The 17,678-nt window shown below is 65.3% G+C and carries 15 protein-coding genes; 8 read left to right on the top strand and 7 right to left on the bottom strand.

Translation table 11 applies throughout. The annotated features are described in order from the left end of the window. The first annotated feature begins 66 nt into the window (after positions 1–66). On the top strand, positions 67–825 hold the full coding sequence (locus V474_RS04055) for a methyltransferase domain-containing protein (RefSeq protein ID WP_059150226.1): 759 nt from the start codon (positions 67–69) through the stop codon (positions 823–825). 148 nt (positions 826–973) lie between these two features. On the opposite strand, the gene ppdK is transcribed toward V474_RS04055, so the two are convergent. The 3 genes from ppdK to V474_RS04070 form a co-directional block, all read right to left on the bottom strand. Next, positions 974–3,637 (bottom strand): pyruvate, phosphate dikinase, encoded by a 2,664-nt coding sequence (gene ppdK / locus V474_RS04060; RefSeq protein ID WP_059150227.1) that lies wholly within the window; start codon positions 3,635–3,637, stop codon positions 974–976. A 61-nt stretch (positions 3,638–3,698) separates the two neighbouring features. Continuing rightward, positions 3,699–6,017: a glycine--tRNA ligase subunit beta gene (gene glyS / locus V474_RS04065; protein WP_059150228.1), complete on the bottom strand. Its 2,319-nt coding sequence runs from the start codon at positions 6,015–6,017 to the stop codon at positions 3,699–3,701. After that, positions 6,014–6,916: a glycine--tRNA ligase subunit alpha gene (locus V474_RS04070; protein ID WP_043973040.1), complete on the bottom strand. Its 903-nt coding sequence runs from the start codon at positions 6,914–6,916 to the stop codon at positions 6,014–6,016. Before V474_RS04070 ends, glyS begins: the two co-directional genes overlap by 4 nt. Before the next feature lie 197 nt (positions 6,917–7,113). On the opposite strand from V474_RS04070, the gene V474_RS04075 reads away from it, so the two are divergent. The 5 genes from V474_RS04075 to V474_RS04095 all read left to right on the top strand — a co-directional run bounded on the left by V474_RS04075 (position 7,114) and on the right by V474_RS04095 (position 10,983). Further along, on the top strand, positions 7,114–8,016 hold the full coding sequence (locus tag V474_RS04075; protein ID WP_059150229.1) for a TraB/GumN family protein: 903 nt from the start codon (positions 7,114–7,116) through the stop codon (positions 8,014–8,016). A 5-nt stretch (positions 8,017–8,021) separates the two neighbouring features. After that, positions 8,022–8,870 carry a TraB/GumN family protein gene (locus tag V474_RS04080; RefSeq protein ID WP_059150230.1) on the top strand — a complete coding sequence of 283 codons (849 nt, stop codon included), beginning with the start codon at positions 8,022–8,024 and terminating at the stop codon, positions 8,868–8,870. Positions 8,871–9,144: 274 nt separating this feature from the next. Then, positions 9,145–9,756: a 50S ribosomal protein L25/general stress protein Ctc gene (locus V474_RS04085; protein ID WP_059150231.1), complete on the top strand. Its 612-nt coding sequence runs from the start codon at positions 9,145–9,147 to the stop codon at positions 9,754–9,756. A 99-nt stretch (positions 9,757–9,855) separates the two neighbouring features. Beyond that, the gene (gene pth / locus V474_RS04090; protein ID WP_043973032.1) at positions 9,856–10,431 is read left to right on the top strand and encodes an aminoacyl-tRNA hydrolase; all 576 of its coding nucleotides are present in this window, start codon (positions 9,856–9,858) and stop codon (positions 10,429–10,431) included. 138 nt (positions 10,432–10,569) lie between these two features. Then, positions 10,570–10,983: a PEP-CTERM sorting domain-containing protein gene (locus tag V474_RS04095; RefSeq protein ID WP_059150232.1), complete on the top strand. Its 414-nt coding sequence runs from the start codon at positions 10,570–10,572 to the stop codon at positions 10,981–10,983. 90 nt (positions 10,984–11,073) lie between these two features. On the opposite strand, the gene V474_RS04100 is transcribed toward V474_RS04095, so the two are convergent. Further along, on the bottom strand, positions 11,074–12,597 hold the full coding sequence (locus V474_RS04100; RefSeq protein ID WP_059150233.1) for a tetratricopeptide repeat protein: 1,524 nt from the start codon (positions 12,595–12,597) through the stop codon (positions 11,074–11,076). A 157-nt stretch (positions 12,598–12,754) separates the two neighbouring features. Here V474_RS04100 and ychF point away from each other — a divergent pair, with 157 nt between their 5' ends. Continuing rightward, positions 12,755–13,855 carry a redox-regulated ATPase YchF gene (gene ychF, locus V474_RS04105; RefSeq protein ID WP_059150234.1) on the top strand — a complete coding sequence of 367 codons (1,101 nt, stop codon included), beginning with the start codon at positions 12,755–12,757 and terminating at the stop codon, positions 13,853–13,855. Between the two features lie 251 nt (positions 13,856–14,106). On the opposite strand, the gene V474_RS04110 is transcribed toward ychF, so the two are convergent. Then, on the bottom strand, positions 14,107–14,517 hold the full coding sequence (locus tag V474_RS04110) for a MerR family transcriptional regulator (protein ID WP_059150235.1): 411 nt from the start codon (positions 14,515–14,517) through the stop codon (positions 14,107–14,109). A gap of 41 nt (positions 14,518–14,558) precedes the next feature. Here V474_RS04110 and V474_RS04115 point away from each other — a divergent pair, with 41 nt between their 5' ends. Beyond that, positions 14,559–15,314: a MauE/DoxX family redox-associated membrane protein gene (locus V474_RS04115; protein ID WP_059150236.1), complete on the top strand. Its 756-nt coding sequence runs from the start codon at positions 14,559–14,561 to the stop codon at positions 15,312–15,314. On the opposite strand, the gene V474_RS04120 is transcribed toward V474_RS04115, so the two are convergent. Both V474_RS04120 and mutL read right to left on the bottom strand, forming a co-directional pair. After that, positions 15,311–15,814, bottom strand: coding sequence for a hypothetical protein (locus V474_RS04120; protein WP_059150237.1), 504 nt, complete (start codon positions 15,812–15,814; stop codon positions 15,311–15,313). The two genes, V474_RS04115 and V474_RS04120, sit on opposite strands and share 4 nt — an antisense overlap. Further along, positions 15,814–17,628, bottom strand: a complete 1,815-nt coding sequence (gene mutL / locus V474_RS04125; RefSeq protein ID WP_059150238.1) for a DNA mismatch repair endonuclease MutL — start codon at positions 17,626–17,628, stop codon at positions 15,814–15,816. Before mutL ends, V474_RS04120 begins: the two co-directional genes overlap by 1 nt. Positions 17,629–17,678: the final 50 nt, after the last annotated feature.

Consider the following 17,678-nt stretch of genomic DNA (forward strand, 5'->3'; position numbering starts at 1 on the left):
CGTATCCGGCCGCGCAAACGCCACAAGCGGTTGCAAGGATTTCATCGACGCGGCAGGGGAGCAGGCATGGAAAGCAAGGTCCCCCCCCGCATCTTCTCCGCCCGCCGCCGCATCGCCGCCCGCCGGCGCATGCTGGCGCTGCAACAGCAGCCCGACGCGGCGCGCTATCTGATCGACGACATGATCGAAGACGTTCTCGAACGCCTCTCGTTCCTGCGCTTCGAGCCGGCCACCGCGCTGGTCATCGGCGACTATACCGGCGCCCTCGCCCGCACACTGACGGCAGCCGGCGTGGCTGTCACCGAAGCCGAGCCGGCCACGGGCTTCGAGGAAGAACAGCCCTATCCCTTCGAAGGCTTCGACCTGATCGCCAGCCTTGGCACCCTCGACACCGTCAACGATCTGCCCGGCGCGCTGGTCCACATCCGCAAGGCGCTGAAGACCGGCGGGATGATGATCGCCAGCTTCCTGTCCTCAGGCAGCCTGCCCATCATGCGCGAGGTCATGCTGGCGGCGGACGGCGACCGCCCGGCGCCGCGCGTCCACCCAACCGTCGACGTCCGCTCGGGCGGGCAACTGCTCCAGCGCACGCTGTTCGCAGACCCGGTGATCGACCACCGCCATGTGGATGTCGGTTTCCGCAGCATGGAGCGGCTTGTCGGCGATCTTCGCGGACAGGCGCTGACCAATGTGCTCGCCGACCCCGGTCCCGCGCTTGGCAAGGCGGCGCTGGCGCAGGCCCGCGAAACATTTGCGGCCGCCGGTGAAGGCGGCCGCACGGTAGAGCGGTTCGAGATATTGACGCTATCCGGCTGGAAACGCTGAGGCCTTTCGATGCGCAGGCGCCTTAAACAAACACTCCGTCATCCCCGCCTTCGCGGGGATGACTAAATTGTCGATCCGCTCACCCTGAGCTTGTCGAAGGGTCCAGAGGTCGAAGCCCCCTCCGCCAAAGAGGGGGCTTCGTTCAGTTTCAGCCCAGCGCAGCCTGCGCCGCCGCAAGGCGGGCGATCGGCACGCGGTAAGGCGAGGCGCTGACGTAATCGAGGCCGACCTTCTCGCAGAACGCGATGGATGCCGGATCGCCGCCATGTTCGCCGCAGATGCCCAGCTTGATATCGGCATAGGTAGCGCGGCCACGTTCCGCCGCCAGCTGCACCAGCTGCCCCACACCCTCGATGTCCAGCGTGACGAACGGATCGCGCGGGTAGATGCCCTTCTCGACATAGGGGCTGAGGAAGCGCGCCGCATCGTCGCGGCTGACGCCCAGCGTGGTCTGCGTCAGGTCGTTGGTGCCGAACGAGAAGAACTTAGCTTCTTCCGCAATCTCGCCCGCCATCAGCGCCGCGCGCGGCAGCTCGATCATGGTGCCGACCAGATAGTCCAGCGTCATGCCCTTGTCGGCGAAGACCTTGGCCGCGGCTTCGTCGACCACCTTCTTGAGGATTTCCAGCTCGCGCCTGGTGGCGACGAGCGGGATCATCACTTCCGGCACGATCGCCTCACCCGAAGCCTTGGCCACGTCGCAGGCCGCCTCGAAGATGGCTCGGGCCTGCATTTCGTAGATTTCGGGGAAGGTGATGCCCAGACGGCAGCCACGGTGGCCGAGCATCGGGTTGAACTCGTGCAGTTCGTCGGCACGGCGCTTGAGCGTGTCCACGCCGATGCCGATCGTGTCCGAAAGATCGGCGAACTCGGCATCGCTGTGCGGCAGGAATTCATGCAGCGGCGGGTCGAGCAGGCGGATGGTGACGGGCAGGCCCGCCATCACCTCGAAGATCGCCTGGAAGTCCGCGCGCTGTTCCGGCAGCAGCTTGGCAAGGGCGGCGCGGCGGCCGGCCTCGTCTTCGGCCAGGATCATCTGGCGCACGGCCGAGATGCGGCCGGCATCGAAGAACATATGCTCGGTGCGGCACAGGCCGATGCCTTCGGCGCCGAACTGGCGGGCCATCCTGCAATCGGCCGGGGTCTCGGCGTTGGTGCGCACCTTCATGCGGCGGTGCTTGTCGGCCCATACCATGAGCGTGCCGAAATCACCGGCCAGCTCAGGCTCTATGGTCGCCACTTCGCCCGCCATGATTTCGCCGGTCGAACCGTCGAGGGTGATGATGTCGCCCTCCTTCAGTTCGCGGTTGCCGATGCGCAGGGTGCGCGTCTTCATGTCGATCGACAGGCCCGATGCGCCCGAGACGCAGGGGCGGCCCATGCCGCGCGCCACGACGGCGGCGTGGCTGGTCATGCCGCCGCGCGCGGTCAGAATGCCCTTGGCCGCATGCATGCCGTGGATGTCCTCGGGCGAGGTTTCGACGCGCACCAGAACCACGGCGTCGCCGCGTTCCGCGCGCTTTTCAGCGGTGTCGGCGTCGAGCACGATCGCGCCGGAAGCGGCGCCCGGCGAGGCGGGCAGGCCCTTGCCCAGCACGTCGCGCTTGGCCTTGGGATCGAGCGTGGGGTGCAGCAGCTGGTCGAGCGCCATGGGATCGATGCGGCGGATGGCGGTGGCCTCGTCGATGAGGCCCTCTTCCACCATGTCGACCGCCATCTTGAGCGCGGCCTTGGCGGTGCGCTTGCCCGAACGGGTCTGCAGCATCCACAGCTTGTTTCGCTCAACCGTGAACTCGATGTCCTGCATGTCGCGGTAGTGCTTTTCCAGCAGCTCGAACACCGCGGCCAGCTCGCCGTAAGCGGCGGGCATTGCTTCTTCCATCGACAGCGGCTTGGCGCCGGCGCGTTCGCGCGCGGCCTTGGTCAGATACTGCGGCGTGCGGATGCCGGCGACGACGTCCTCACCCTGGGCATTGACCAGCCATTCGCCGTAATAGGCCTTCTCGCCGGTGGCGGGATCGCGGGTGAAGGCGACACCAGTGGCCGAGGTATCGCCCATGTTGCCGAACACCATGGCCTGCACGTTGACGGCGGTGCCCCAGCCGGCGGGAATGTCGTTGAGGCGGCGATAGACCTTGGCGCGGTCGGAATCCCAGCTGTCGAACACGGCTTCGATGGCGCCCCAGAGCTGTTCCTGCACGTCCTGCGGGAACGAGCGGCCCAGTGCGCCTTCGACGATGGCCTTGTACTGCTTGACGATCTTCTGCCAGTCGGCCGCCGTCAGTTCGACGTCGTTGTCGTAGCCGTTGTCTTCCTTGGCGATTTCGAGCGCTTCCTCGAACAGATGATGTTCCACGCCCAGAACGACGTCGGAATACATCTGGATGAAGCGGCGGTAGGAATCCCAGGCGAAGCGGTCATCGCCCGAAGTCTTGACCAGGCCTTCGACAGTCTCGTCGTTGAGGCCCAGGTTCAGGACGGTGTCCATCATGCCCGGCATCGAGACGCGCGCGCCCGAGCGGACCGAGACCAGCAGCGGGTCTGCGGCATCGCCGAAGTTCTTGCCGACGGTCTTTTCGATGTGGGTCAGCGCCTGCGCCACGTCGGCGCGCAGTTCGTCCGAGAAGTTGGCACCTTCCGCGAGGTACTTGACGCATTCCTCGGTGGTGATGGTGAAGCCCGGGGGCACCGGCAGGCCGATGCCGGCCATTTCCGCAAGGTTGGCGCCCTTGCCGCCCGTGATGACCTTGTCGCGCGAGCGGGGGTCTTCATGCTTTACGCCGCCGCCGAACGTGTAGACCTGCTGAACCATCTATCCCCTAACTTTCCTGTACCGGATTAGCGCAAGTTAAACGAACCGAGGGGGAATCCTCCTACCCCTCGATCCGCGAGAAATCTGCCACGTTGTGCACTGCAGCACGAAAACGATCAAGCAGTGCAAGCCGTGAATATCGTTTGTTGGCGTCAGTATCGTTTACTGTCACCTGATCGAAAAACCCGTCGATCGGCGCGCGCAAGGATGCCAGAGCACTCATTGCACCCGCGAAGTCTTCGTCAGCAACTGCAGCAGTGGACTGCGGTTCCGCAGCATCGAGCGCGTCGATGAGATTTTTCTCCGCCGGCTCAGGCTCATAGCCGAGCGCGGAGCGGGCGGCGTAGACTTCCTTCATATCGGGATCGTCGACGTTTTCGAGCGGGTCCTCGTCGCCGGTCAGAGGATGGGCGGCCGCCTCAATCCGGTCGGCCTTCCAGTCCTCCTTGCGCAGGATGTTGGCCGCGCGCTTGTAGCCGGCGAGGAGGTTGGTGCCGTCCTCGCTGCCGACGAACGCCTGAAGCGCATGGACGCGGGCGAGCAGGCGGACCAGATCGTCCTCACCGCCAAGCGCGAACACTGCGTCGATCAGGTCGTGGCGAACGCCGGCTTCCTTCTGCTGAACCTTGAGGCGGTCGGCGAAGAAGTCGAGCAGTACCCGAGTACCTTCTCCCGCCATTTTGACGACTTTGTCACCTTCCTGCGCGGGTGTGGTCTCAGAATGAATCAGAGCTTCAACAACCGCATTTGAAGCCGCATCACGACCTACAATCTTATCCAATTGCACGAATACATCTAGCGACTGACGAGCAACCGAAACTTCGGTAAGCAGCAGCATCGCGCCAGCATGTTTAAATAGCGGATTACCTAATTTTAACCGCACACCGTTTTCAATAAGCAAGCCAATAACGGCGATAGCGGCGCGTCTAAGTGCAAAGGGGTCTTTCGACCCAGTCGGGCGTAGGTCGTAGGCGAAAAACGCCGCCAACGTATCCAGCTTGTCCGCCAGCGAAACCGCCACCGTCACAGGAGCAGTCGGCACATCATCGCCCTGCCCGACCGGCTTGTAGTGGTCGCGGATGGCGTCGGCGACGGCGTCCGGCAGGCCCTCGGCGCGGGCGTAGTAGCCGCCCATCAGGCCTTGCAATTCGGGGAATTCGCCGACCATCTCGGTGACGAGGTCCGCCTTGCACAGTTCAGCTGCCTGGCGCGCCAGGGCGGGATCGCAGTTCGGGACGATGCCTTCGCTCGCGAGCCATTCGGCCAGCTTGGCCACGCGCTCGACCTTGTCGGCGACGGTGCCCAGCTTTTCGTGGAAGGTGATGCGGGCCAGCTTCCTGGCGTGGTCCGAAAGCGCGGTCTTCTTGTCCTGCTCCCAGAAGAAGCGGGCGTCGGAGAGGCGCGCGGCGAGGACCTTGCGGTTGCCGGCGACGATCCCCTCGCCGCCGTCGACCGCGTCGATGTTGGCGGTGCAGACGAAGGCGTTGGCGAGCTTGCCGCTCCCGGTTTCCTTGGCGCCGTCCTCGCACACGAAATACTTCTGGTTCACGCGCGCGGTGAGCTGGATGACCTCGGGCGGCACGTCCAGAAACGCCTCGTCGAAGCGGCCCAGCAGCGGCACCGGCCATTCGGTGAGACCGGCGTTCTCGATCACCAGCCCCTCGTCCTCGACCAGCGTGAGGCCGGCGGCGGCGGCGGCATTGCGCGCTTCGTCGCGGATCAGGTCCTGGCGTTCGACATGGTCGACGATGACGTGGCAGACGGACAGCTTGCGCGCATAATCATGCGCGCCGCCGATGGTGATATCGCCGGGCGCATGGAAACGGTGGCCCTTGGTGGCGCAGCCGGAGACAATGCCGCCGATCTCGCACTCGACAAGGTCTTCGCCCAGGATCGCGACGATGCCGGACAGCGGGCGTACCCAGCGCAGCGATTCGGTGCTGATCGAGGCTTTGCCCCAGCGCTGCGATTTGGGCCAGGGGAAGGCGCGGATGATGGCGGGGACCGCCTCGGCCAACACGTCCTTGACGGCGCGGCCGGGCTTTTCGATCACGGCAAAATACGTGTCCTTGCCCTTGAGATCGCGGACCTGAAGCTGGTCCCTGGTCAGGCCGGTCTTGCGCAGGAAGCCTTCCAGGGCCTGATCGGGCGCGCTGGTGGCGGGGCCTTTGGTTTCTTCGCTCACGGCCTCGGTCACGTCCGGCAGCGTGTTCGCGATCAGCGCGAGGCGGCGCGGGGTGGACCACACGGTGATCTGGCCCAGCTTGACGCCGGCGGCGCCCATTTCCTTGCGGAACAGCTTTTCAAGGTCAGCGCGCGCACCCGCCTGCATCCGGGCGGGGATTTCTTCGCAGCGCAGTTCGAGAAGGAAGTCGGTCATATGGTCCACCCCGGGAACTTGGCTTCCCAGCGATCCTTGTTGGTGTCGATCCACGACTGGCACGATCCCTTGGCGAGATCGCGCACGCGGGCCATGTAGCTGGCGCGTTCCTGCACCGAGATCACGCCGCGCGCCTGAAGCAGGTTGAACAGATGCGAAGCCTCGATCGCCTGGTCGTAGGCGGCGAGGGGAATTTCCGCCTCGATGCAGCGCATGCACTCAGCCTCGGCGGCCTTGAAGCCGGCGAACAGGGCATCGGTGTCGGCGATCTCGAAGTTGTACTTCGACTGCTGCTGTTCATTGGCGAGAAAGACATCGCCGTAGCTGACGCCTTCGTTGTTGAACCTGAGGTCGTAGACCGAGTCCACGTTCTGGATATACATCGCCAGCCGTTCGAGGCCGTAGGTCAATTCCCCGGCGACGGGCTTGCAATCGAAGCCGCCCATCTGCTGGAAATAGGTGAACTGCGTCACCTCCATGCCGTCGCACCACACTTCCCAGCCCAGCCCCCAGGCGCCCAGCGTGGGGCTTTCCCAGTCGTCCTCGACGAAGCGGATGTCATGCGCCAGCGGATCGACGCCGATCGCGGCGAGGCTCTGGAGGTAGAGTTCCTGCAGGTTCTCGGGGTTCGGCTTCAGGATCACCTGATACTGGTAATAGTGCTGAAGACGGTTCGGGTTCTCACCATAACGGCCGTCGGTCGGGCGGCGCGAGGGCTGCACATAGGCGGCCTTCCACGGCTCCGGGCCGAGCGCGCGCAGCGTGGTGGCGGGGTGGAACGTGCCCGCGCCCATGCGCATGTCGTAGGGCTGCAGGATGAGACAGCCCTGTGCGCTCCAGAAATTGTGGAGCGTCAGGATCATGTCCTGGAAGCTGAGCGGCTCTTTAGCGGCGGTCATGCAGTTTCCGTCGATTTATGGGCTTGTCGTATTGTTGCGGGGCCTTTGGCGGATCAGGCCTGCCAAATCAACCGCGCAAAGCCCAAAATGGCGCCAAGTTGCACGGCAAATGCAGCCGAGCGTGTCAATTACGTGACGGCAAGTCATCCGGATGACGCTGCTGGATGGAGGGGCCGCTATCGTGCATAGGGCGCGCCATGTCCCGCTTACGCTTCTGGCTTGCCGCCCCGGCACTGGCCTTCTTCGCACTTCCGTCCGCCACCGCCTTTGCCAGGGAGCAGGCTGCCGCTGCCGCTCCAGCTGTGCGCCCCGCGCTGTGGAAGGTGTCGGATGAGGATACCACGATCTGGCTGTTCGGCACGATCCACGTCCTGCCAGAGCAGGTGAACTGGTACGCCGGCCCGGTCGCCAAGGCGCTCGACAGCGCGCAGCAACTGGTGACGGAGATCCCCATCGACGAGGCCGAGCAGTCGCAAGGCGTGGTCATGAAGATGAGCCTGCGCGAGGACGGCAAGGCCCTGCGCGCGGCGCTGCCAGCCAAGGAACGCGCGGCTTATGAAGCGGCGATGGCCTCGCTGGGCATCCCTGCGGCGGCGTTCGACGGCAACGATACCTGGTTCGCGGCGCTTATGCTGACGCTGCTGCCGCTCAAGACCGCTGGCTACAGCACCGAAAGCGGGATCGACGCCCAGGTCGCCGCAAAGGCACGCACGCGCCATCTGGCCAATTACGCCTTCGAAACCGCCGAGTACCAGATCGGCCTGTTCGACAACCTGCCGGAACAGACGCAGCGCACGTACCTTGGTGAAGTCATCGAAGCGCTGCCGACCGTGAAGGCCGACATCGACGACATGGTGGCGGCATGGAAAACGGGCGACGCCGAACACCTCGCCCAGCTTCTCAACGAGGACGAGAGCGATCCCCAAATGCGCAAGGTGCTGATTACCGACCGCAACGTGGCCTGGGCCAAGTGGCTGAAAGCGCGGTTGGACAAGCCGGGCACCGTCTTCGTGGCGGTGGGCGCGGGGCATCTGGCCGGGCCGGGCAGCGTGCAGGACCAGCTTGCCGCCGCCGGTGTCACCTCCACGCGGGTGCAGTAACTTCGATGCGGGCGCTTGCCTTCCTGCTGCCGCTGGCCTTGCTGGCGTGCTCGCCCGAGCCGAGGGCGGCGCATCCGGCGCTGTGGCGCATCACGGATGCACAGGGCCATGCGGGGTGGCTGTTCGGGACGATCCACTCCTCCGACCGGCCGCTGAAATGGCGCACGGCGGGGGTGGATGCGGCCCTTAAGCAATCGGGCGCGATCATGGTGGAGGTGGGCAACCTTGCCGACGAATCGGAAGTCGCCGCCACGTTCGCCCGGCTCGCCCGCAGCGAAGGCGAGCCGCCGCTGTCGAGCCGCGTGCCCGCGAAGGAGCGCCCTGCCCTTGCGGCGCTATTGAAGAAAAGCGGCCACGGCGATGACGATTTCGCCGCGATGGACACCTGGGCCGCCGCCCTCACCCTCGCCCGCGCCGGGGCCGAGGACGACGATGCGCGCAACGGCGTCGACCGTGCGCTGATCGCGCAGGCGGGCCGGCTGCCGGTGGTGGAGCTGGAAGGCGCCGCCGCCCAGCTCGGCCTGTTCGATGCGCTGCCTGAGCGCGAACAGCGCGGCCTGCTCGCCGCCGTCGTCACCGAGGCGGCGATACCCGACCGCGATCTGGCGAAAAGCTGGCGCACCGGAGACATGAAGGCGATCGAGGCGGAAACCCGCTCGGGCCTGCTCGCCGATCCGCAGCTTCGCGAAGTGCTGTTCACCGGCCGTAACCGCCGCTGGAGCGCACGTATCGGCGAGGCGGTGGGGGCGGGTGAGAAACCGTTCGTCGCGGTGGGCGCCGCGCATATGGCGGGGCCGCAGGGGCTTCCGGCAATGCTGACGGCGCAGGGCTTTACTGTTACGCGGGTGGAGTAGGCGCGGGGGCTTCGACAGGCTCACCCTGAGCCTGCCGAAGGGTTACCCTGAGCGATTTGATGGCATAGAGCGACTTCCGCTCACCCTGAGCTTGTCGAAGGGTCAGGCCGAGCCTGGCACAGCACCCCGCCGCCGATCCCGGCTTGCCTTTTGCCCCTCATGCGGATAAGGGCCGCGCCTTCCCGTCGTGGTCATCCCTGGAGGCGTGACGGGCGGTGCAGGGCCGATGAGCGGTCTCGTACCGAAATTTATCCAGTTTTGAAAGGCACGTCCCATGAGCGATACGCTTAACCTGCCGGCCGAGACGCGTGAACGGAATGGCAAGGGAGCCTCCCGTGATCTGCGTCGTAATGGCCGCGTCCCCGCAGTTGTCTACGGCGGCAAGGAAGAACCCCTGTCGATCCACCTCGAAGAGAAGGAACTGACCCGTCAGCTGATGACCGGCCACTTCTTCAACTCGATCATCGAGGTTGAAGTCGGCGGCAAGAAGTATCGCACGCAGCCCAAGGACGTTGCCTTCCACCCGGTGTCGAGCCGTCCGCTCCACGTCGACTTCCTGCGCGTCGCCAAGGGCGCAACCGTGCACGTCAACGTGCCGGTGGTGTTCGAGAACGAAGAAGCCTCGCCGGGCCTGAAGCGTGGCGGCGTGCTCAACGTCGTTCGTCACGAGCTGGAACTGGTCTGCGACGCCGAGAAGATCCCGCATGAGATCACCATCGACCTCACCGGCTTCGACCTGGGCGAATCGATCCACTTCACGCACGTGACGCTGCCCAAGGGCGTCGAGAGCGCGATCACCGACCGCGATTTCACCATCGCCACCATCGCTACGCCGTCTGCCCTGCGCAGCGCCGAAGGCGAAGAGGCCGAAGCCGAAGCCGAATAAGCTTCGCCGGACTCGAAACGGCCCTTCCCGCCCCGGCGATCCGGTGCGCGGGAAGGGCCTTTTCTTTTTTACGCCCGATCGTATCGAGGAAAGACGCGAATGGCCACGCAGCTCTGGGTCGGTCTGGGCAATCCCGGACCGCAATATGCCTTCAACCGGCATAACGTCGGCTTCATGGTCGCCGATGCGCTGGCGGACATTCACGGCTTTGGCCCGGTGCAGAAGAAGTTCCAGGGCTGGCTTCAGGAAGGCCGCATCGGCAGCGACAAGATCCTGCTGCTGAAGCCCGCCACGTTCATGAACGAAAGCGGCCGCGCGGTGGGCGAGGCAATGCGTTTCTACAAGCTGGAGATGTCCGCCCTCACCGTCTTCCACGACGAGCTGGACCTTGCCCCCTTCAAGGTCAAGATCAAGCAGGGCGGCGGTCATGCCGGCCACAATGGCCTGCGCTCCATCGACCAGCATCTGGGCGCGGAATTCCGCCGCGTGCGGCTTGGCATCGGCCACCCCGGCCACAAGGACCGCGTCAGCGGCTATGTGCTTGGCAATTACGCCAAGGACGAGATCGACCCGCTTTCGGGCATGCTGGGCGCCATCGCGGCGGAGGCCGACCGCCTTGCCGCCGGGGACGATACCCGTTTCATGAACGACGTGGCGCTGCGCCAGAAGGACTGACGTTTGCGCTGTCGAGTTAGTTTACAGATCGCCCACGCACTTAATGTCGTTAACCAACGAAACCCTAGTAAATCCGCGATTGGCACAGTGATTGCGTAGTATCGGTCAATCAATAGGGTAACCAAGGGGTAGACTACGATGTTCCGCAAGACACTGCTCGCGCTTTCGCTCACCACCGCTGCGAGCATGGGCCTGAGCGCACCGGCGCATGCCACCTGGAACTGGGGCGGCAACAGCCACAAGCACTCGTGCGGCTGCGGCCACAGCGCGGGCAAGAAGCTCTGCGGTTCCTCCTCGTCGAGCAGCAGCACTTCGGGCGGCACCACGACCACGTCGACTTCGGGCGGAACGACCACGACCTCGACCTCGGGCGGCACCACGACGACGTCCGGCGGCACCACCACCTCTGGCGGTACGACCACGTCGACTTCGGGCGGCAGCAGCGGCGGTTCGTCGGGCGGCACCGCCGTTCCCGAGCCCGGCATGCTCGGCATGCTCGGCGTGGGCCTGCTCGGCCTGGCCTATGCCCGCCGCCGCAAGGCTCGCGGCTAAGGCGGCGTCATCCCGCCGCCAGCCGTATTTGGCGTGAGTGCGGACACCGGCGGATGATCATGATAGCGAACGGCAAGGCCGCCGCCGGTTTCACCCGGCGGCGGCTTTCGCCTTTTTGAGGTCACGCGCGATGTCGCGGTTGTCCGGATCGGCCAGCGCCGCCGCTTCCAGCAGCCGCCGCGCCTGGGCAAGATCCCTGCCCGCCGCCAGACGCACGGCTCCCGCCATATGGAGATAGTCCGCATTGTCCCGGTCCAGCGCCGCCGCACGGTCCGCATGGGCGATGGCGGCGCCCGCATCCCCCATCCGGCTGTTCGCCAGCGCGAGCCGCTTCAACACCTCGGGATCTTCCCCGCGCTCCAGCAAGCGGGTGTAGACTGACACCGCCGTGGCCCAATCCTGCCCGGCCAAGGCCCCCTCGCCGTGATCGATCAACGCCATGGTCGCCTTTAGCCGCGCCGGATCGAGCCGCGCGCGAAGCCCTGCCGCCTCCGGCGCGCCGATCTGCCGCGCCGCCTGTTCCGCGCGTTCCAGAACGTCCGTCCGTGCCAGGGTGGTGGCCGCCAACGGTTCCAGCGTCGTCCATGCGCCCTGCGCGTCCCCGCTCGCCAGTTGCGCTTCGCCCAGCATCAGCCGCGCATAGGGATTGCCCGGAAGCCGCAGCACCGCCCGGCGAAAGATCACGCGCGCCTGCTCGGGATGGTTCAGCCGCAGCAGCGCCTCGCCATACGTCATGCTCAGCGCCGATCCCGGCTGGAGGGAGGATTCGCGCGATTGCAGCGCGTCCCTGATCTGCTCCCACTCGCCCTTTTCGGACATCAGCTGAAAGCGCAGCTCTTCCACTTCCGGCTCGTTCGGCGCGATCTTGCCCGCTTGCTCCACCAGCGCCGAGGCTTCATCGACCCGGCCCGCCGCATCCTGCAGGTTGGCGAGCGCGAGGAACGGCGGCGCCCTGTCCGGGAACGCCTCGGTCACCTTGCGATAAGCCGCGATCGCTGCCTCGTCCCGCCCCTGCGCGGCGGCAAGGTCGCCCGCCATCACCAGCGCCTCGTAAGACCGGGGCGCCAGTGTCTGCATCCGTCGCAGCACAAAGGCAGCGCGGGGAAGATCGTCGTTCAGCAGCAGATAGCGCGCGTAGGAAGAGGCAAGGCGAATGTCTCCGCCGCCCGCCATGCCTTGCTCGAACGCTTGCCGCGCCGCATCGTCCGCCCCCAGCGCAAGGTGCGATTCCGCGCGGATGCGCCAGCCGTCGGCGCTGTCATCCGCGCCCAGCAAAGCCAGCGCCTGTTCCGGTTTCTGCCGCAACAGCGCGATCTGGGCTTTCATCCGCGCCAGTGCAGGCCCTTTCCCTCCAGCGCGTTCGAGCCGCCGCAGCGCCCCTTCTGCGCCGTCGATGTCACCAAGGCGCAGGTGCGTCTCGACCAGCAGCGCCAGCATCGCGCTGTCTCCCGGCCGCTCGCCCAGCGCAGAACCAAGCGCGATGCGCGCCTCCTGATAGTTCTCGGCGGCGAAATCCGCGCGCGCCTTTTCGAACAAGGCCTCGGGGCTCTCTCCGCAGGCGGTCAGCGCAAGCAGGGCTGCAAGCGGCAGGGCGAAGTGGATGGAAGCCTTCATTCTGCCGAACTAGGGACAATGCCTGAAATTTCCGTCAACCGACCCCTCATTGCAGGCGATCTTTCGCGGCGAACTGGTCAAGTCACGGTAGCAGCGCTATGGGCGCGGCAACAAGGCATCGCTATCGGTGCGCCATAGTTTGTATTCGGAGTTATCGATGGGTTTTCGTTGCGGGATCGTGGGCCTTCCCAATGTCGGCAAGTCGACGTTGTTCAATGCGCTGACCGAGACGCAGGCGGCGCAGGCGGCCAACTATCCGTTCTGCACGATCGAGCCGAACGTCGGCCAGGTGGGCGTGCCCGACCCGCGCCTCGACAAGCTGGCCGCGATCGCCGGTTCGGCCAAGATCATCCCTACCCAGCTGTCTTTCGTGGATATCGCCGGCCTCGTGCGCGGCGCTTCCAAGGGTGAAGGCCTGGGCAACCAGTTCCTCGGCAACATCCGCGAAGTGGACGCGATCATCCACGTCCTGCGCTGCTTCGAGAACGATGACATCCAGCACGTCGACAACAAGATCGACCCCATCGCCGACGCCGAGACGGTTGAGACCGAGCTGCTGCTCTCCGACCTCGAAAGCCTCGAAAAGCGCGTGCCCGCCGCTCAGAAGAAGGCCACCCAGGGCGACAAGGAAGCCAAGATCGCCGCTTCCGTGCTCGGCCAGGCGCTGGACCTGCTGCGTGAAGGCAAGCCCGCCCGCCTGACCAAGCCCAAGGACGAGGACGAGGAGCGGGTCTTCCTGCAGGCCCAACTGATCACCGCCAAGCCGGTGCTCTACGTCTGCAACGTCGAGGAAGAAGCCGCGTCGGAAGGCAATGCCTTCTCCGCGCGCGTGTTCGAAAAGGCCGCGGCAGAGGGCGCCAGCGCCGTCATCGTCTCGGCCGCGATCGAATCCGAACTGACCGGTATGGAGATGGACGACCGGCTGGTCTTCCTTGAGGAAATGGGCCTGCAGGAAGCCGGCCTCGCCCGCATCATCCGCGCTGGTTACGAACTGCTTGAACTGCTGACCTTCTTCACCGTGGGCCCCAAGGAAGCGCGCGCCTGGACCGTTCACAAGGGCGCCAAGGCTCCCGAAGCTGCCGGCACGATCCACTCCGACATGCAGCGCGGCTTCATCCGCGCCGAAACCATCGCCTTCGACGACTTCGTGTCGCTGAACGGCGAGGCCGCCGCCAAGGAAGCCGGCAAGCTGCGTCAAGAAGGCAAGGAATACGTCATCCACGACGGCGACGTGCTGCACTTCAAGTTCAACGTCTGAAGCGGCCGCATTCACCCCGTCATCGTGAAACAAGTTCAGGGTGACGGGGCGGGCTGTAAAAGCCCGGGCCCTCGATTGGCTCTGGCACGGACGATTTCTGGCGCGGCCCTTCGAGTTTCCTACATCGCCGCCGCCTGCTACTATCGCGCCGGCTCTTTCCATCGTCGATCAAACCACCCCGCTCCCGTTCACAAGAACGCGGCGCAGCGCATGTATTTCATCAACTAACTCCAGCCTTTTTGACAGGCGCGTTACCCGCCGGGTTTTTCTTCAAACGCCTCGATGATCGGACAGGGCCCTGATTTGCTCCCGGCGCACTCGCCCGCTAACCGCCGCAGCGATTGCCTGGCCCGCTCCAACGCCGCGATCTCGCTGTCGAGATGAGCAAGCCGCGCCTCCGCCATTTCCCGAGCCCGCGCCCGGTCGTCGCTGGCATCCAGACCCATCAGTTCGGCAATCTCGTCCAGAATGAACCCCGCCGCCTTGGCCGATCGGATGAAGCCGAGCCGGCGCACATCCTCATCCGCGTAATGGCGCTGACCCTTCGCCCTGCCGATCCCGCCCGGCCGGGGATCGCGCAGCAGTCCCTTGCGCTGGTAGAACCGTACCGTCTCGACACCTACGCCGCCACTGCGCGCCAATTCTGAAATCGTCAGGGCCATGCTTGACTCCGTACCATGGTACGGAAGCTATAAGCCCGTTCATGACAAACGACCACTCCTCGAAACCGACCACCATCCTCCACCGCATGGTCTTCGAAAAGCACGTCTGCCCCTGGGGCGTGAAGTCGAAATACCTGCTCGAAAAGCGCGGTTACAAGGTCGAGGATCACTGGCTCACCAGTCGCGAGGAAACCGACGCGTTCAAGGCCGAAAACGGCGTCGCCACCACCCCGCAGACCTTCATTGGCGGCAAGCGGGTCGGCGGCTACACCGACCTGCGCACGCATTTCGGGCTCAAGGTCCACGACCCGAAAGCGAAGACCTACCGCCCGGTGCTGGCCGTCTTCGCCACCGGCGCAGGCCTTGCGATGGCGATCAGCTGGGCGACCTACGGCACACCTTTCACGCCGCGCGCGCTGGAATGGTTCGTGTCGATGACGATGATGCTGCTCGCCATGCTGAAGCTGCAGGACATCGACCAGTTCTCGACGATGTTCCTGGGCTACGACCTGCTGGCCAAGCGGCTGGTGCCTTATGCCTATGCCTATCCGTTCCTCGAATGGACGACCGGCGCATTGATGACCGCCCACGCTTTGCCGTGGATTTCAATCCCCGTGGGCCTGTTCATCGGCGCGATCGGCGCGGTGTCCGTGTTCTATGCGGTTTATATCCAGAAGCGCGAACTCAAATGCGCCTGTGTCGGCGGATCGGGCAACGTGCCGCTCGGCTTTGTCTCGCTGACCGAGAACCTGTTCATGGTCGGCATGGCGCTCTGGATGCTGGCAACAATGCTCTAGCTGCGGCAGGTCATGGTGCCATCGGCGCGGAAGGCCACCCGCTCCTGCGCGTCGTGCACGATCAGGCGCGCCGGCCAGGTGAGATCGTCGCTGCCGGTTCCCGCATCAGGCAGGCGCACGATATCGATCCAGCTGGAAAGCCCGACATAACTTGTGCGCGCACCGCCCGGCAGGTCGGCGCTGACATCCTTGGCGGAAAAGCGCTTGAGGTCCGACCCCACCCGCATGAAGCCCTCGTCCTTGCCGGCGATGAAGATCGGATCTTCGGCATTGGCGGTGCCCTGCCCTTTACGAAACCCGCAGCCGGGTTTGTCGAGGCCGTAACGTTCCACATCATCGCGGGTAATGGCTATAGGGAGGGTCGGCTTGAACGGCGCCTGGTTCATCTTTTCGACCATCGCCACGTCGCGGGCGTCCTGGGCCGCCTCCTGCGCCGAATGTTCTTTTCCGCAGCCCGCCAGAAAAGCGAGCGCTGCCAATATCACTAGCGTCTTTTGCATCACTTTCGCCCGAACAGTTTTTCTATGTCCTGATGGGCAAGCTTAACCCACGTGGGGCGGCCATGGTTGCATTGCCCCGAACGCGGCGTGCGCTCCATTTCACGCAGCAGCGCATTCATCTCGGCGACGGAGAGTACGCGGCCAGCCCGCACCGACCCGTGGCAAGCCATCGTCGCCAGCACGAGATCCAGCTTTTCCCCCAGAAGCAGAGCGTCGCCGTTGCGCGCAAGATCATCCGCGACATCGCGCACCAGCGCGGTCACATCGCTTTTCGACAATACCGAAGGCACCGCCCGCACCAGCATCGCACAAGGCCCGAATCGTTCGAGCACAAGGCCGTGGCGGGCGAGATCGCCGATCTTGTCCTCCAGCGCGTCACAGGCCGGTTCTTCCAGTTCGACCACCTCCGGCAGAAGCAGCGCCTGTGAGCGGTTCATCGCCTCCTCCGCGCCCGCTGCCTTGAGGCGCTCCAGAACAAGGCGCTCATGCGCGGCGTGCTGGTCGACGATGACGAGGCCGTCCTCCGCCTCCGCAACGATATAGGTATTGGAAACCTGCCCGCGCGCAACGCCGAGCGGATACCGCAAATCTTGCGCGCTCGTCTCGGCGGCGGGTTCGGCGCGCGAGGAAGGCTGCGCCATGACTTCGGCTTCGTAGGAACGCCAGGCCGCCCCCGCCTCGGACACCCGCGAGCCTTCGTACCGCTGCGGCGAACCACCATATTCCCGCGCAAACAGCGACCCTAGCGAGGGTGCCGCGGCGGGCGTTGCGGGCTCGACCTGCCACATATTCATCGCCGCCGTGGCAGCAGGTTGTGCGCTCTTCTGTCCTGCGCCTTCCAGCGCATGGCGCAGCGCCCCGACAAGGAAGCCACGCACAAAAGCCGGGTCACGGAAACGCACTTCGGTCTTGGCGGGATGGACATTGACGTCGACATCCTCGGGCGGAATTTCGAGGAACAGCGCCAGCACCGCATGACGATCCCGCGCAAGCATGTCCGAGTAGGCCCCGCGCACCGCGCCTACCAACAGGCGGTCCTTCACCGGCCGCCCGTTGACGAAGAGGTACTGGTGATCTGCGACGCCCCGGTTGTAGGTGGGCAGGCCTGCTACGCCGGTCAGGCGCGCGTCGCCCCGTTCAGCCTCGATCAGCACTCCGTCCTCGGACAGTTCACGGGCGATGAGGCGGGCGACCCGCGCCGCCAATTCCTCGCGCGGCTGAACCGCCAGCACGCGGCGCCCGTCCTGCTCCATTGTGAAGCCGACATCGGGCCGCGCCATCGCCAGGCGCCGAACCACGTCGAGGCACGCGGCATACTCCGAACGCGATGAGCGCAGGAACTTGCGTCGCGCCGGCACTTTGCCGAACAAGTCTTCCACCCTGATGCGCGTACCCGGCGGGAGAGCGGCAGGGGCATCGGATGCAACCACGCCGTGGTCGACCACCCGCTTCCAGCCTTCCTGCGCATTGTGGGGACGGCTTTCAACGGTCAGCCGCGCAACCGAGCCGATCGAGGGTAGTGCCTCGCCGCGAAAACCAAGCGTAGCAACGAGTTCGATCTGTTCGTCAGGCAGTTTCGAGGTTGCATGGCGTTCCAGCGCCAGCGCGATCTCTTCAGGGCGCATGCCGCAGCCGTCGTCGGTGACCTCTATCATGTCGAGGCCGCCCGACGCGAGACGCACGGTAATTTCCGTGGAGCCTGCGTCGATCGCATTCTCGACCAATTCCTTGAGCGCAGCCGCCGGCCGCTCGACCACTTCGCCGGCGGCGATGCGGTTGATCAGGTGTTCAGGCAGGCGGCGGATCGTAGGCATATGATTCTCGACTGATGAGGGAGCGCAGACCGTCAATGACGCGATGCGGC

This window comes from Novosphingobium barchaimii LL02 (genome assembly GCF_001046635.1).
GTDB lineage: Bacteria > Pseudomonadota > Alphaproteobacteria > Sphingomonadales > Sphingomonadaceae > Novosphingobium > Novosphingobium barchaimii.